A 15,509-nucleotide genomic window follows, 5' to 3' on the forward strand; every position below is an offset into this window, starting at 1 on the left:
CGCGTGCGGCCTCCCGGACCGGGCGCATCAGAACGAGGCCCGCACCCCGCCGAAGATCGCCCGACCGACGCCGGGATAGAAGGCGACGAGCGGCCCCGCGCTCGCCCTCGCATCCGCGACCACGGAGATGTCCGACACGTAGCGCGCATCCGTGAGGTTCCGGGCATCGACGAAGAGCGACACGCCGTTGGCGAAGTCGATTCCGGTCTGGATGTTGAACAGGGCGTAGCCCGGCACGCGCAGCGTGTTCGCGTGGTCGGCGAAGGCGCCCTGGGGAACCCAGTCGAGGGAGGGGGAGACGTAGAACCCACTCGGATGGGCATAGGTCGCCACCGTCCGCAGCACGTCCCGTGGCACCCCGGCGATCTGGTTGTTGCCGTAGATCCGGTTGCCCACGAAGCGGAAATCGTTGTGCGTCCAGATCTGCCCGAGGGTGAGCCGGTCGCCGGCGGCGCCGAGATCCCGAGCCACGTCGAGGAAGGCGGCGGCCTCGACGCCCTGGTGGCGCGTCCGGGGCGCGTTGAAGGTCGCGGCCGGCACCCCGATCGCCGCTCCGCCCGCCGTGTTGAAGTTGATCAATTCATCCCGGATCTCCGAGCGGTAGACGGTGACGTCCCACCCGAGCGGGCCGATCCGGCCCCGGCTGCCCGCCTCGTAGGTCCAGGCGCGCTGAGCCTCCAGCGGCACGAAGACGGTGCGCAGGGTGTTCTGCTGCACGAGGTCCGAGAAGTCGGGCACGTCCCGCGAGCGGGTGACGTCGCCGAAGACCTGGATGTCCGGCAGCGGCTGCCAGAGGAGCCCGATCTTCGGGTTCACCCCCTCGTAGGTGCGGCTCGCGAATTGCGGCACCGGGCTCGCCGCCAAGCCCCCGAAATTCCGGTAGGTGCGGTCGGAGGAGAACACTTTCGCGCCGATCATCAGCGCCACGTCGGGCAGGAACCAGAACCGGTTCTCGCCATAGGCCTCGACATTCGAGGCGCGCTGCTCCGAGTTCAGGGTCTGCGCGCCGCGCTGGCCATTGATGTTCACGAATTGCAGGGCGGAGTTCACGCCGGCATAGGCGCGCAAGCCCAGGATCGTGTCGTTGCGGAAGCCCGCGACGTCGTAGGTGCCGGCCCAGCGCGGCGCGAGGCCGTAGGTCCAGCCATCCTGGTCGATGACCTGGAAGATCGGGTGGAACAGCGCCTTGTGGATCGCCCAGGTGTCGATATCGAGCTTGCCCACGTCGAGCAGGAACGAGGTCCGGTTGGCGATCCGCTCGGTCTCGACCTTGCGCGACTGGTTGCCGGCGATCGCCGCGGGGTTCGCGATGCGCGGATTCTCGAGCGCGTTGAACAGGCTCAGCGTTCCGGGCAGCTTCTGGTCGGTGAGGTAGGCGCCGACATAGAAGCGGGTCTCGGCGCCTGGGGCGAGCTGGTAGCCGATATTCGCGTTGACGTTCTGCGTCCGCTGCACCTCGTGAAACCGGTAGCTGTCCGAATTCGTGAAGGTGGCGTTGATGAGGGCATCGACGGGACCGGAGATGCGGGAGACCTGGACGTTCTCGCGGATCGTGTTGAAGGCGCCCCCGTCGATGCGCAGGATGTTCGGCGCGAAGGCCGTGTAGGCGGTCGGCGTCACGAAATTGACCGCGCCGCCGAGGGTCGTCGCGCCGAAGGCCAGGGCATTGCCGCCCTTGAAGACCTCGACCGAGCGGAGGGCGAGCGGGTCGATCTGGTAGAAATCGCCGCTGCCATCCGCGAGGTTGAAGGGGATGCCGTCCTGCAGCACCTCGATGCCGCGCAGGTGGAAGCCGCGGCTGAGGCCGGAGCCGCGTATCGACAGGCGCAGTTCCTGCCCGTAGCGCTCCTGCACGTAGATGCCGGGGACGTCCTTGAGCACGTCCCGCAGGGTGTTGGCGTAGCGGTTCTGGAAGTCCTGCGCGTCGACGAAGGCGACGGAGCCCACGGTGCCGTTCAGGGCGCGCCGCTGATCCGCGACGCTTGGCACGGTGAGCGAGCCGGCGGTTCCGGCGCCGCTCACCGAGAGCTCGGGCAGCGCCGCGCTGGCGCTGTCCTGAGCCCGGCTCGCGAGCGGCGAGGCCGCCATCACCGCGAGGGCGAGGACGCCTGTTCGGGTGGGGGAGGGCATGGAGGGATCTCCGGACGCGTCCCGGCTCGTGCGGCGGGCACGCGCGTCTGACAGAGGGAGAGGGCGCGCGGAGCTCGCGCGCGAGATGGTTCGGGACCGGCCGCCCCCTTCGGTCTGTCCGAGAGGGGCGCGGGTCGGGCACGCATCACGTCCGGCGGATCGCCGGGCGGGGCGCCTCAGTGGTGCTGATGCCCGCCGCCGGCAGCGGCCGGCGCCTGCGCGCCGATCGGGGCCACGGCGAAGGTCACGGGGACGGCGCCGGCCTTCTCGAAGGTCAGGCTGCCCTTCACGGGCTCGCCGACCTTCGGCGCCCCCGTGAGGTCGAGGAACATCAGGTGCAGGCCGCCGGGCTTCAGCTCCACGGTCTCGCCGGGCTTGATGGAGAGGCCGCCCTCGACCGGCGCCATCTTCATGACGCCGCCATCCATCGACATCGAGTGGATCTCGCCGCGCCCGGCGAGGGCCATGCTGGCCCCGGTCAGGCGATCGGGCTGCGAGCCGGTGTTGGTGATGCGGACATAGCCGCCCGCCACCTTCGCGCCGCCGGGCGTCGCCCGGAGCCAGGGCGTTTCGATGGCGAGGTCGCCCGCACGCGCCGCCGGGGCGGGGGAGGGCGACCGCTCGGCGGCCGCGGCCGCGGCGACGACGCGCACCGCCGGCGCCGGCGTTCTGAGGTCGGCCGCCTTCCCGCCCTCCGCGGGGATCTCGCTCCAGCGGTAGCCGCCCTTGGCGCAATCCTGCTCGACGGGGAAGTAGATCGCGGCGCCGGGGCTGAACGCGTCCGAGATGCGGGCGAAGAAGGTGAACTCGTCGACCTGATCGTCGGGCAGCTCGCCCCCGCTCCAGGTGATCGTCTTCACCCCCTCGCTGACGGTGCCGTGGAAGGAGGGATAGGGCTTGTCGTAGGCGCCGCGCGCGGTGGCGATCTGCCAGCCGGCCTTCGGCATCGGCTTCGCGCCGGTCACGCCCTCGGGGATCGTGACGCTGACCCGGGTCGTCGGCTGGCCGTCGCAGCCGTGCATGATCTGGACGACGCCGCGATAGGCGGCGTTCGGGCTCGCCTCCTTCCGTTCGAGCACGGCGTGGGCGAGGGCGGCGGAGGTCGAGGCGGTGAGGAGAAGGGCGGCGCAGAGCTCGACCCGGGGAATGCGGTTCATGATCGTGGTCCGTCGTCTGAAGGAATCGGGATGCGAGAGCCTTCAGGCGGCGGGGGGACCTCTCGGATGGGGAATCTGCCCGGGGGGCGCGCGCGGCAGCGTCTCGGTCGCGGGGACCCAGGAAATCCGGCTCGCGGCGCCGGGCATCCAGGCCGCCGTGCTGAGCGTGGCGCGGGGGGGCTCGGCCGTCCCGAGGAGCGGGGCCGCCGTGCAGCAATCGGCGTGGTGATGGACGGGCGCCGGCTTGCCTTGCGCCGAGGCAATGTCGGATTCGTGAAGGCAGAGGATGCCGTCGGGACCGGAGGCCGCGATCGGGATGATCCCTGCGATCATGATCTGGAGCACGAAGGCGTAGAGCGCGATCACGGCCGTCGCCGCACGCCATCCGCCCCGTCTCGTGCTCCCGGCCCTCATCGCGGCACCCCTTAAGCGATCGCGCCACAGCGCGCCATTCCTGCCACAGTCCGGGCGACGGCGCTGTTGCCGCAGGGCCGCACCGCGAAGGCGTGTGCGCTTGAGCACCGCCGTGCCACATTCTGGCCCGGAGAGCATGGGTTCTTAACCGTACCTCGACACCCTGAGGGCACGCAGTTTCCGGCGCGTCGGCGTCCCTCGGCCCGAAACCGCCGTGCTCCATTCATGGACCAGAGCTTCCGACCGATGCTGACCCAGGCACACACCACCCGCACGCTCGGCTTCGCGCTCCTCGCCGCCGTGGCGATCGCGCAGCCGGCCGCCGCCCGCGACGCCGGCGGCTTCGCCCAGGCCGAGTGGGCGCAGGACTACGCCTCGCCCGCCGCCATGCAGGTGCAGCGCTCGCTCACCCCGATCCTGTCGCCCCAGACGGTGACGGCGACCGAGCAGATGGTCGAGCGCTATCGGGACATCGTCGCCCGCGGCGGCTGGCGTCCGGTCTCGGGCGCGGACCGCCTGCGCATCGGCGGCCGCGGCCCCGCCGTCGCCGCCATCCGCCAGCGCCTGATCGTCACCGGCGACCTCGACCCGGTGGCCGGCACCTCGGGCGTCTACGATTCCTACGTCGCCGCCGCCGTGAAGCGCTTCCAGGCCCGCCACGGCCTCAGCCAGACCGGCCAGATGAGCACGGCGACGCAGCAGGCGATGAACGTCCCCGCCGACGTGCGCCTGCGCCAGCTCGAGATCAACGTGGTGCGCCTGCGCTCCTACGCGGGCAATCTCGGCAACCGCTTCGTGATCACGAACATCCCGGCGGCCCTCGTCCAGACGGTCGAGAACGGGCAGGTCGTGACCCTGCACGCCGCGGGCGTCGGCAAGATCGACCGGCAGTCGCCGATCATGAACACCAAGGCGACCGAGATCAATTTCAACCCGACCTGGACGGTCCCCGCTTCCATCGTGAAGAAGGACCTGATCCCGAAGATGCAGAAGGATCCGAACTACCTGACGGACAACAAGATCCGCATCCTGTCGGGCGCTGGCGAGGTCTCGCCGAAATCCGTGAACTGGTTCTCCGACGAGGGCACCCGCTACACCTACCGCCAGGATTCGGGCGCCGACTTCAACTCGATGGGCATCGTGCGCATCAACATCCCGAACCCGCACGGCGTGTTCATGCACGACACCAACACGAAGGGCGTGTTCGGCGACGATTTCCGCTTCATCTCCTCGGGCTGCGTGCGCGTGCAGAACGTGCGCGAGTACATCACGTGGCTCCTCAAGGACACGCCCGGCTGGGGCCGCAACGAGGTCGAGCAGGCGATCGAGAGCGGCAAGCGCGTCGATGCCCGCCTGACCCAGCCCGTGCCGGTCTACTGGACCTACATCACGGCCTGGTCGACCCCGGACGGCCTCGTCCAGTTCCGGGACGACATCTACAAGCGCGACGGCGTGAACGTGCCCTCGACGATCTCGGCACCGACGCCGGTGGCGAGCGCCGAGCAAACCGTGCCCGAGACCTTCGAGCCGGGCGACGAGGAGAACTGAGCCTCATCCCGAGCGGTGCGGCCGAGACCGCACCGCTCGAAGCGCCTACGCGCGGACGCCTTGATCCGCCACAGGATCGCGGGCGGCGCTTAGCCGCGTCGTCCCTTCCGTGTCGTCGTTCAGCGCCGCCGCTGCGCTGCGAGCATCGCCTCGATGGACGGCAGCGAATCGATCGCCGACTGCGCGTGGCGAACCGCCGCGTCGGGCGACAGGAGGACGCTCTCCTGAGGATCGAAGGCGAAGCCGCCCACGGCTTTCGCGTAAGCGGCCGCGCACACCCAGGCTCCCACGAAACCCGGCAGCGTGTTCCAGTAAAGGGCAAAGGCATGCTGCCACGGCCCTCCGAGATCCAAGTCGTCGTACGTTCTGAGCACGTCTTCGCAGTCGATCGGCCCGAATTCGAAGCCGACCTCGCGATCTTGCCAGATGGCTGGAAGATGTCCCTTCGATGTGCGGAGGTCCCGATCGGAATCGATGCGGACTTCGAAGCCTAAGTCATCGATGTGGCGCTGCCAGTCGGTTATCGATCTGATCACGCGATCGCAGAATATGTATGCTTCGTATGACATGTCTTGCGTCTCATTTTAAGTGCGTAAATTCATGGATTGTTTAGGAGTGCGCGTCTTCTGTTTTGATAAAGAGTTGAGATGATTTGCTTCACATTGATGCCGCGAAGGATGTGAATTTCGATGATTGGCACATCTTTGCCGACCCCCGTGGCTGCTCGAATCTCGGCAGCACGAGCTTCTGTGAGGCGCGCATTACCTGTTTTGAAGTCCCAGATTGCTAGAACACGCCCGTTGGTTCCTTCTGCATCACGCAAAATAACATCTGTTCGAATGCTTCCATTGAGCCCGTACCTGACGAGGTCTCCAGCACCGAAACTCTGCTCAACACCGTCTTTACCAATTCCAGGCAGGTTGAGATCGCGGATTCGTTGCGCTGAATTCGTATGTATATATACACCGTACAAAGGACCGCTTCCGGCACCCACTTCTTCGACGACTTCTTTTACAATATCGATCAGCAAATCAGTTTTAGCATCGATTTTTGGGTCGCCAGTTCGATCTTTTCTGATGACCTCTACATGACTTGGTCCCTGAATGCACCAACGTCCGCACGCGTCGCGCGGCTGATCAGGATTGAAGTTCGCCTTCTTGTTAAGTAAAATTTCGATTTTTAAGATGTTGAGCTGAATTTCGAGGAATGCGAACTCCGATCTAATCTCTAGATCCGTCGGATGAATAGGCATTCTTGGCGACCTCCTCAAGGAAAGCAGGTCGATTGTTGCAAATTTTCCTAAAAATGTCAATTATTCCTGACGGCCTGTTGAGGCTCGAATGGCGGGCCCCAATGCTCAATTTTTTTTGAAGGGGGCGGCAAATTCGCCTGTGCTTGGCCTGGCATTCCAGCCCGTGTAGAACTCCCTGCTTGAACGCCCGCCCGTGCACGCCGACGGGTCAACCGGGTCGTCACCCGAGCATAAGACAAGAGGCCATCTCATGAGCGCCGGTACCGCTGCCGACAAGCATTTCACGAACACGTTCTTCGCCGCCTCTCTCGCCGAGGCCGATCCGGAGATCGCCAAGGCCGTCGAGCAGGAACTCGGCCGTCAGCAGGACGAGATCGAGCTGATCGCCTCGGAGAACATCGTCTCCCGCGCGGTGCTCGAAGCGCAGGGCTCGGTGCTCACGAACAAGTACGCGGAGGGCTATCCGGGCCGCCGCTACTATGGCGGCTGCCAGTTCGTCGACATCGCCGAGGAGCTCGCGATCGAGCGCGCCAAGCGCCTGTTCAATTGCGGCTTCGCCAACGTGCAGCCGAATTCGGGCTCGCAGGCGAACCAGGGCGTGTTCATGGCCCTGATGCAGCCCGGCGACACCTTCATGGGGCTCGACCTCGCGGCCGGCGGCCACCTGACGCACGGCGCGCCCCCGAACGTCTCGGGCAAGTGGTTCAAGCCCGTCTCCTACACCGTGCGCCGCGACGACCAGCGCATCGACATGGAGCAGGTCGAGCGCCTCGCCCACGAGCACAAGCCCAAGGTCATCATCGCGGGCGGCTCGGGCTATCCGCGCCACTGGGACTTCGCGAAGTTCCGTGAAATCGCCGACGCGGTCGGCGCCTACTTCTTCGTCGACATGGCGCATTTCGCGGGCCTCGTCGCGGCCGGCGTCCACCCGTCGCCGTTCCCGCACGCCCACGTTGCCACCACGACGACCCACAAGACGCTCCGCGGCCCGCGCGGCGGCATGATCCTCACGAACGACGAGGCGCTCGCCAAGAAGTTCAACTCGGCCATCTTCCCCGGCCTGCAGGGCGGCCCGCTCATGCACGTCATCGCCGGCAAGGCGGTCGCCTTCGGCGAGGCCCTGAAGCCCGAGTTCAAGATCTACGCCAAGCAGGTCATCGAGAACGCCAAGGCGCTCGCCGACACCATCATCTCGGGCGGCTACGCCATCACCTCCGGCGGCACCGACAACCACCTGATGCTGGTCGACCTGCAGCCGAAGGGCCTCACCGGCAAGGCGGCCGAGGCCGCGCTGTCCCGCGCCCACATCACCTGCAACAAGAACGGCGTGCCGTTCGACCCGCAGAAGCCGACCATCACCTCGGGCATCCGCCTGGGCACCCCGGCCGGCACCTCGCGCGGCTTCGGCGTGGCGGAGTTCAAGCAGATCGGCGGCCTGATCGTCGAGGTGCTCGACGGCGTGGCGGCCAAGGGCGAGGCCGGCGACCCCGAGGTCGAGGCCCGCGTCAAGGGGAAGGTGCACGAGCTGACCCGCCGCTTCCCGATCTACGGCTGAGGCGATCGGACCGGCCGGAAGACGCTTCCGGCCGTGCCTGCACCACGGTAAGGAACGGCCGCGGGCTCTGCGCTCCGCGGCCGTTTCCGTTCGATCACGCGAGGTTTGAGCGCCCGATGCGCTGTCCCTATTGCGGCGGCTCCGACACGCAGGTGAAGGATTCGCGCCCGAGCGAGGACGGCGCCGCGATCCGCCGCCGCCGCGTCTGCCCCGATTGCGCCGGCCGCTTCACCACCTTCGAGCGTGTGCAGCTGCGCGAGCTCGTGGTGCTCAAGCGCTCGGGCAAGCGCGTGCCCTTCGACCGCGACAAGCTCCAGCGCTCGATCGACGTGGCTCTGCGCAAGCGGCCCGTCGATCCGGAGCGGATCGAGCGACTGGTGAGCGGCATCACCCGCCAGCTCGAGAGCGGCGGCGAGGCGGAGATCGCCAGCGAGGCCATCGGCGAATTGGTGATGGAGGGGCTGAAGGGCCTCGACGACGTGGCCTATGTGCGCTTCGCCTCCGTCTACAAGAACTTCCGCGAGGCCAAGGATTTCGAGGCGCTGCTCGACACGCTCGGCGAGGCCTCGGAGGCGCCGGCCGGCGCCGCGCCTGCGCGTCCTCGACGAGGGGCGCGGGCGCGCCCGTGAGCGAGACCGACCGCCGCTTCATGCGCCTTGCCCTCGCCCTCGGGCAGCGCAACCTCGGGCGCACCTGGCCGAACCCCTCGGTCGGCGCCGTCGTCGTGGCCGGGCCGCCCGGCGCGGAGCGAATCGTCGGTGAGGGCGTGACGGCGCCGGGCGGGCGCCCGCATGCCGAGCCGCTCGCGCTCGCCATGGCCGGCGATGCGGCGCGCGGCGCGACGCTCTATGTCACCCTCGAACCCTGCTCCCATCACGGCCGGACGCCGCCCTGCACCGAGGCGATCGTGGCCTCCGGGATTACCCGGGTCGTCACCGCGATCGAGGATCCTGATCCGCGCGTGGCGGGACGCGGCCACGCGCTCCTCGAAGCGGCCGGGATCGCGCTGACCACGGGAATCCTGCGGGACCGGGCCTTCGGCGATCACATCGGGCATGTCACGCGGGTGACCGAGGGGCGGCCCGCCGTCAGTCTCAAGCTCGCCCGCACCCGGGACGGTTTCGCGGCCGCCTCGGGAAACGAGCGCCTGCGCATCACCGGCGCGGTCGCCGACGGGGCCGTGCACCTGTGGCGCGCCCACGCGGACGCAATCATGATCGGCATCGGCACGGCACGGGCCGACGATCCCTCCCTGACGGTACGCCTGCCCGGCCTCGCCGGGCGTTCCCCGCTGCGGGTGATCCTCGATTCGCATCTGCGCCTGCAGCCGTCGAGCGGGCTGGTTCGCAGCGCCCGGGACGTGCCGACCCTCGTCGTCACGACGCGCAGCGCCCCCGCCCATGCCAAGCGCACCCTCCAGACCTTCGGCGTCGAGGTCGTCTGCGTCCGCGCCGAGGCGGGGGGGCGCGTCGATCTGCGCGCGGCCCTGGAGGCCCTGGCGCAGCGGGGCATCACCCGCATCTGCAGCGAGGGCGGCCCGCTCCTTGCGGACACGCTCGCGGGGCACGACCTCATCGACGTCTGCACCCTGATCACCGGGCCGGTCGAGCTCGGCCCCCGCGGCGGCCTGCGGGCCGTCGGCCCCCGTCTCGGCGCGCTCCTCGCGAGCGGCCGCCTCCCAAGGGTCGAGGAGCGGCAATTCGGCCTCGACCGCGCCGTCATCTACGAGCGGAGCCCGCCATGTTCACCGGCCTCGTCACCGACATCGGCACGGTCCTGAAGGTCTCGGGCGACGAGCGCCTGCGCCGGCTGGAGATCCGCTCGGCCTACGATCCCGCCGGCATCGCGATCGGCGCGTCGATCGCCTGCTCGGGTCCCTGCCTGACGGCCGTGACGGTCGAGGCCGTGGACGGGGGGGCCGTCTTCGCCGTCGACGCGGCGGCCGAGACCCTGGCCCGCACCACCGTCGGTCTCTGGCGGGAGGGCACCCGGATCAACCTGGAGCGCTCCCTGAAGATCGGCGACGAGCTCGGCGGCCACCTCGTCACCGGCCACGTCGACGGGCTCGCCGAGATCGTCGCCCGCGACCCCGTCACGGGCGGGGAGGGGGATTGGGGCGCGAGCGAGCGCTTCACCCTGCGGGCACCCCATCACCTCGCCCGCTTCATCGCGCAGAAGGGATCGGTCTGCCTCGACGGGACCTCGCTCACCGTGAACGCCGTCGAGGGCGACCTCTTCTCGGTCCTCCTCATCCCGCACACGCTGGCCGTCACCACCTGGGGCGAGCGGCGCGAGGGCGACCGGCTCAACCTCGAGGTCGACCTCATCGCCCGCTACGCGGCGCGGCTCGCCGAGAGCCGGGCCGAGGCCGCGGCCCGCTGAGCCCCGCATTCCGCGCACGGCCGCCGCCGCTTGTGGAGGGGCGGCCTTCGGTCTATCGCTCGCCACCCGCCGCCGACCCGTCCCTCCCGACCGGGAGCCGGGCGTGGGGTCACTGCCTCATCGACGAAGGCTGAGATGGTTTCGACGACGAACACACCGCGTCCCGAGGTCGGACCCGCGCCGTCGCTGCGCGACGCGCGCATCCTCGTGGTCGAGGCCCGGTTCTACGATCACCTCGCCGACGAGCTTCTCGCGGGAGCCCTCGCCGCGATCGAGGCGGCGGGCGCCCGCGCGGTCACGGTGACGGTGCCGGGAGCCCTGGAGATCCCGGGAACGGTCGCGATCCTCGTCGAGGCCGCCGAGCGCTCGGGCGAGCCCTATGACGGGGTCGTCGCCCTCGGCTGCGTGATCCGCGGCGAGACGGGCCATTACGACATCGTGGCGGGCGAGAGCGCGCGCGCGCTCATGGACCTCTCGGTCGCGCTGCGGCTGCCCCTCGGGAACGGCATCCTGACGGTGGAGAACGAGGCGCAGGCGCTGGCGCGGGCCCGCGTCGGAGAGATGAACAAGGGTGGCGGCGCGGCCGAGGCGGCGCTCGCCGTCCTCGCCCTGAAGCGTGCGGCCGAGGCCGGCTCTGTGGGAGGGGCCGAGCGATGACGAACGAACGAGACATCAAGCTCGCTGAGCGCAGCGGGGCGCGGCTCGCCGTGGTGCAGGCCCTCTACGACATGGAGATCTCCGGCAAGGGCGTCCTGGAGGCGCTCGCCGAATTCGAGGTGTTCTGGATCGGCCAGGAGGTGGACGGCGTCGCCCATCCGCCCGCCGAGCCCGCCTTCTTCCGCGACCTGCTGCGCGGCGTCGTCGAGGAGCAGCGGGCGATCGACCCGCAGATCGACCGCGCGCTCACGCAGGGCTGGCCGCTGAAGCGGATCGAGGCGGTGCTGCGCGCGATCCTGCGCGCCGGGACCTACGAGCTGATGTTCCGGCGCGACGTGCCGGCCCGCGCCGCGATCTCGGAATATGTGGACGTCGCGCACAGCTTCTACGCCGGCGACGAGCCGGGCCTCGTGAACGCCGTGCTCGACAAGGTGGCGCGCGGCACGCGGGGCGACGAGCTCGCCGACGCGAAGCGCGGGTGAGCGGGGAGCGGCCCGGCGAGGACGCGCTCATCGCGCGCTACTTCGCGCCGCTCGCGGGCGAGGGCGCCGACGGGCTGCGCGACGACGCCGCGAGCCTGACGCCGCGCCCGGGCCACGACCTCGTCCTCACCGCCGACGCCCTCGTGGCCGGCATCCACTACTTCCCCGAGGATCCGCCGGCCTCGATCGCCCGCAAGGCGCTCGGCGTGAACCTGTCGGATCTCGCCGCCAAGGGCGCGGAGCCCCGGGCCTATCTCCTCCAGCTCGGCCTGCCGGACGACTGGACCGAGGCCTGGCTCGCGGGCTTCAGCGCGGGCCTCGCGGAAGCCGCGGCCGCATTCGGCTGCGCACTGCTCGGCGGCGACACGGTCCGCTCCCCGGGGGCGGCCTTCATCGGGGTCACCGCGCTCGGCGAGGTGCCGGCCGGCCGCATGGTGCGCCGGCAGGCGGCCCGCATCGGAGACCGGGTCTGCGTCAGCGGGACGATCGGCGACGCGGCGCTCGGCCTCGCGCTGCGCCTGCGGCCGGAGGCAGCCTGGGCGGCCGGGCTCGATGCGGATGAGCGCGGGCACCTCCTCGACCGCTACCTGCATCCGCGCCCGCGCCTGCCCCTCGCGCCCCTGCTGCGCCGCTACGCCAGCGCCGCGATGGACGTCTCGGACGGGCTCGCGGGCGATCTCGCCAAGATGATGGGCGGGGGGGAGGGCAGGCGGGCCGAGATCGCCGTCCCGTCCGTCCCGCTCTCCGCCGCCGCGCGCGCGGCCATCGCGGGCGACGCCGCGCTCCTCGACACGGCGCTGACCGGCGGGGACGATTACGAGATCCTCTGCACGGTGCCCCCGGAGGCGACCGAGGCCTTCCGCGCCGAAGCCGTGGCCGCTGGCGTGGCCGTCGCCGTGATCGGCGAGGTCGTGGCGGGGGAGGGATCGCCGCGCTTCACGACCGCCGAGGGTGCCTCGCGCAGCTTCGCCGCCGGCTCGTTCAGCCACTTCCGCTGAGGGCGGGCCGCGCGAGGCCTGCCCGATCTCACCTGTCCCGAACGGGCGCCTTCGGCAGGCCCTGGGGCGCGAGGCCGAGCTGCGCCCGGACATCGTCCATCAGCTCGGCGGCCACCGCCGGCATCCAGAGGGCGAGGTCGCCCTGCGAGACCCGGCTGGCCGGCGAGGCCGAGCGCGGTGCGGGCGCCGAGAACGAGCGTTGCAGGAGCGTGATCAGGTGCTCTCGGACATCCTCGGGCTGGTCGCTGACCCGTTCCGCGAGCAGGAACTGGACGGCCTTCGTCAACGTCTCGATCGTGGCGGCGAGCCGCGCGACCTGATCGGCACTCATCCCGTGTCCCCTGCCTCTGTGCCCTGACGCCTTTGCAACCTCTGATTAACATCGCCGAGTTGCCCGGCAATCGGAATTCGTGAGGTCGGGCGCGGCGGCTCCGGAGCGCCGCGAGGGGGCGGGGCGCACGGCTATAATGCAGGTGGCACGGATACTGAATAATTTTGCAGCGCAACAATATCGGCTGTTCGAAACGGTACGCGCTGTTTGCGCTCCGCCGCGAAGTTTGGCAATCAGAGCACGCACTTCCGGGGAGGAAGGGCACGACCCGAGCGCCACGTCCCATGGCCGTCCCGGCCGAGCTCGGCGAAACAAGCCAACGCCTGGCATCATAATTCAAGGACGGATGAATGACCGCATTGCTGCTGATCATCCTGGGCGGGCTCTGCGCCGTCGCCTACGGAATCGTCACGATCAACGACGTGATGAAACGAGACGCCGGGACGCAGCGCATGCAGGAGATCGCGGGGGCGATCGCCGAGGGCGCGCAGGCCTATCTCCGCCGCCAGTACATGACCATCGGCATCGTCGGCGTCATCCTGTTCGTGGCGCTCGCCTTCTTCCTGGGGATCAAGGTGGCGATCGGCTTCCTCATCGGGGCCGTGCTGTCGGGCGTCGCGGGCTTCATCGGCATGAACGTGTCGGTACGCGCCAATGTCCGCACCGCGCAGGCCGCCTCGACCTCGCTCGGCGGCGGGCTAGAGGTCGCCTTCAAGTCCGGTGCGGTCACGGGCATGCTGGTGGCCGGCCTCGCGCTCCTCGGGGTCGCGCTCTACTACACCTACCTGACGCGCTTCGCCGGCCTCGCGCCCGCGAGCCGCGAGGTGATCGACGCGCTGGTCGCGCTCGGCTTCGGCGCCTCCTTGATCTCCATCTTCGCCCGCCTCGGCGGCGGCATCTTCACGAAGGGCGCGGATGTCGGCGGCGATCTCGTCGGCAAGGTCGAGGCCGGTATTCCGGAGGATGACCCGCGCAACCCCGCCACGATCGCGGACAATGTCGGCGACAATGTCGGCGATTGTGCCGGTATGGCGGCCGACCTGTTCGAGACCTACGCCGTCACCGTGGTCGCCACGATGGTGCTCGCGGCGATCTTCTTCGCGGGCCAGACCGATGTGGGCGGGCGCAACGTCCTCGAGGCGATGATGCTCTACCCACTGGCCATCGGCTCGGCCTGCATCCTCACCTCGATCGCCGGCACCTACGCGGTGCGCCTCGGCGCGAACCAGTCGATCATGGGGGCGCTGTACAAGGGGCTGATCGCCGCCGGCGTGCTCTCGATCGGGGCCATCGCCGCGGTCAACGTCTCCCTGTTCGGCGGCCTCGGCGCCGAGTTCAAGACGAGCACCGGACAGACCTTCACCTCCGGCGGCCTGCTCGGCTGCGCGGTGATCGGCCTCGTCATCACGGCACTCATCGTCGTGATCACCGAATACTACACCGGCACGAACTTCCGGCCCGTCAAATCCATCGCCGATTCGTCGGTGACCGGGCACGGAACCAACGTGATCCAGGGCCTCGCCATCTCCCTCGAATCGACGGCCCTGCCGGCCCTCGTCATCGTCGCCGGCATCATCGCCACCTACGCGCTGGCGGGGCTGTTCGGCATCGCCATCGCGGTCACCGCGATGCTGGCGCTCGCCGGCTTCATCGTCGCCCTCGACGCGTTCGGCCCGGTCACCGACAACGCGGGCGGCATCGCCGAGATGGCGGGGCTGCCGGCCGAGGTCCGCAAGTCGACGGACGCCCTCGACGCCGTCGGCAACACCACCAAGGCGGTCACCAAGGGCTACGCGATCGGCTCGGCCGGTCTCGGCGCCCTGGTGCTGTTCGCCGCCTACACGTCGGACCTCAACTACTTCATCGCCAATGCGAGCCCCACCCAGTACCGCTTCTTCCAGGGTCTCACGGTCGATTTCTCGCTCTCGAACCCCTACGTCGTCGTCGGCCTGCTGCTCGGCGGCCTCATCCCCTACCTGTTCGGCGGCATCGCCATGACCGCGGTGGGCCGCGCGGCGGGCGCGGTCGTCGAGGAGGTGCGCCGCCAGTTCCGCGAGAAGCCCGGCATCATGGAGGGGCGCGACAGGCCCGATTACGGCCGCGCCGTCGACATGCTGACGCGGGCGGCCATCAAGGAGATGATCGTCCCCTCGCTCCTGCCCGTGCTCTCGCCGATCGTCCTGTTCTTCGTCATCCAGGCCATCGCGGGCAAGGCGCAGGCCTTCGCCACGGTCGGCGCGATGCTCCTCGGCGTCATCATCACGGGCCTCTACGTCGCCATCTCGATGACCTCGGGCGGCGGCGCCTGGGACAATGCCAAGAAGTACATCGAGGATGGCCACCACGGCGGCAAGGGCTCCGAGGCCCACAAGGCGGCGGTGACGGGCGACACGGTCGGCGACCCCTACAAGGACACGGCCGGTCCCGCCGTGAACCCGGCGATCAAGATCACCAACATCATCGCCCTGCTCCTGCTCGCCGTCCTCGCGCACAGCTGAGCACGGGCGAGCCCGGTCGACGCCGGAGATCCGCCCTGACGATCCGCGTCCGCTCCGGGAGCGGGCGCGGATTTTTTACGTCAACTCATCGTGACCAGAGCGCAA

At 69.5% G+C, this 15,509-nt stretch carries 15 protein-coding genes; 9 read left to right on the top strand and 6 right to left on the bottom strand.

Annotation, left to right across the window (positions count from 1 at the left end; translation table 11 throughout):
- Positions 1-27: 27 nt before the first annotated feature.
- From J2X36_RS14105 to J2X36_RS14115, 3 genes are all read right to left on the bottom strand, one after another.
- Positions 28-2,088: a TonB-dependent receptor family protein gene (locus tag J2X36_RS14105; protein WP_405029791.1), complete on the bottom strand. Its 2,061-nt coding sequence runs from the start codon at positions 2,086-2,088 to the stop codon at positions 28-30.
- Positions 2,089-2,306: 218 nt separating this feature from the next.
- Positions 2,307-3,287, bottom strand: a complete 981-nt coding sequence (locus tag J2X36_RS14110; RefSeq protein ID WP_310350678.1) for a DUF1775 domain-containing protein — start codon at positions 3,285-3,287, stop codon at positions 2,307-2,309.
- A gap of 42 nt (positions 3,288-3,329) precedes the next feature.
- Positions 3,330-3,653, bottom strand: coding sequence for a hypothetical protein (locus J2X36_RS14115; RefSeq protein WP_310350682.1), 324 nt, complete (start codon positions 3,651-3,653; stop codon positions 3,330-3,332).
- 294 nt (positions 3,654-3,947) lie between these two features.
- Here J2X36_RS14115 and J2X36_RS14120 point away from each other — a divergent pair, with 294 nt between their 5' ends.
- The gene (locus J2X36_RS14120) at positions 3,948-5,249 is read left to right on the top strand and encodes a murein L,D-transpeptidase (protein WP_132249419.1); all 1,302 of its coding nucleotides are present in this window, start codon (positions 3,948-3,950) and stop codon (positions 5,247-5,249) included.
- Positions 5,250-5,368: 119 nt separating this feature from the next.
- Here the strand turns inward: J2X36_RS14120 and J2X36_RS14125 are convergent, their stop codons facing one another.
- Both J2X36_RS14125 and J2X36_RS14130 read right to left on the bottom strand, forming a co-directional pair.
- Entirely contained in the window at positions 5,369-5,818 is a 450-nt protein-coding gene (locus J2X36_RS14125; protein WP_310350685.1) for a hypothetical protein, read from the bottom strand.
- 29 nt (positions 5,819-5,847) lie between these two features.
- Positions 5,848-6,501, bottom strand: coding sequence for a hypothetical protein (locus tag J2X36_RS14130; protein WP_310350688.1), 654 nt, complete (start codon positions 6,499-6,501; stop codon positions 5,848-5,850).
- 250 nt (positions 6,502-6,751) lie between these two features.
- Between J2X36_RS14130 and glyA the strand changes: the two genes are divergently transcribed.
- The 7 genes from glyA (at position 6,752) to thiL (ending at position 12,575) form a co-directional block, all read left to right on the top strand.
- Positions 6,752-8,056 carry a serine hydroxymethyltransferase gene (glyA, locus tag J2X36_RS14135; RefSeq protein ID WP_132249425.1) on the top strand — a complete coding sequence of 435 codons (1,305 nt, stop codon included), beginning with the start codon at positions 6,752-6,754 and terminating at the stop codon, positions 8,054-8,056.
- Positions 8,057-8,172: 116 nt separating this feature from the next.
- Positions 8,173-8,685: a transcriptional regulator NrdR gene (gene nrdR, locus J2X36_RS14140; RefSeq protein WP_132249427.1), complete on the top strand. Its 513-nt coding sequence runs from the start codon at positions 8,173-8,175 to the stop codon at positions 8,683-8,685.
- A complete protein-coding gene (gene ribD / locus J2X36_RS14145) occupies positions 8,682-9,836 on the top strand; it encodes a bifunctional diaminohydroxyphosphoribosylaminopyrimidine deaminase/5-amino-6-(5-phosphoribosylamino)uracil reductase RibD (protein ID WP_310350696.1) in 1,155 nt (384 codons plus the stop codon). Before nrdR ends, ribD begins: the two co-directional genes overlap by 4 nt.
- Positions 9,797-10,438: a riboflavin synthase gene (locus tag J2X36_RS14150; protein ID WP_310350698.1), complete on the top strand. Its 642-nt coding sequence runs from the start codon at positions 9,797-9,799 to the stop codon at positions 10,436-10,438. The genes ribD and J2X36_RS14150 overlap by 40 nt, the downstream gene beginning before the upstream one ends.
- 135 nt (positions 10,439-10,573) lie before the next feature.
- The gene (ribH, locus tag J2X36_RS14155; protein ID WP_132249431.1) at positions 10,574-11,095 is read left to right on the top strand and encodes a 6,7-dimethyl-8-ribityllumazine synthase; all 522 of its coding nucleotides are present in this window, start codon (positions 10,574-10,576) and stop codon (positions 11,093-11,095) included.
- Positions 11,092-11,577, top strand: coding sequence for a transcription antitermination factor NusB (gene nusB, locus J2X36_RS14160; RefSeq protein ID WP_132249433.1), 486 nt, complete (start codon positions 11,092-11,094; stop codon positions 11,575-11,577). The genes ribH and nusB overlap by 4 nt, the downstream gene beginning before the upstream one ends.
- Positions 11,574-12,575, top strand: coding sequence for a thiamine-phosphate kinase (thiL, locus tag J2X36_RS14165; protein WP_310350704.1), 1,002 nt, complete (start codon positions 11,574-11,576; stop codon positions 12,573-12,575). Before nusB ends, thiL begins: the two co-directional genes overlap by 4 nt.
- Positions 12,576-12,603: 28 nt before the next feature.
- Here thiL and J2X36_RS14170 read toward each other — a convergent pair whose 3' ends face one another.
- Positions 12,604-12,906, bottom strand: coding sequence for a hypothetical protein (locus tag J2X36_RS14170; protein WP_310350707.1), 303 nt, complete (start codon positions 12,904-12,906; stop codon positions 12,604-12,606).
- 350 nt (positions 12,907-13,256) lie between these two features.
- Here J2X36_RS14170 and J2X36_RS14175 point away from each other — a divergent pair, with 350 nt between their 5' ends.
- Positions 13,257-15,404: a sodium-translocating pyrophosphatase gene (locus J2X36_RS14175; RefSeq protein ID WP_132249439.1), complete on the top strand. Its 2,148-nt coding sequence runs from the start codon at positions 13,257-13,259 to the stop codon at positions 15,402-15,404.
- The last annotated feature ends 105 nt before the right edge of the window (positions 15,405-15,509 follow it).

Origin of the sequence: Methylobacterium sp. BE186 (assembly GCF_031457035.1) — a bacterium.
GTDB lineage: Bacteria > Pseudomonadota > Alphaproteobacteria > Rhizobiales > Beijerinckiaceae > Methylobacterium > Methylobacterium segetis.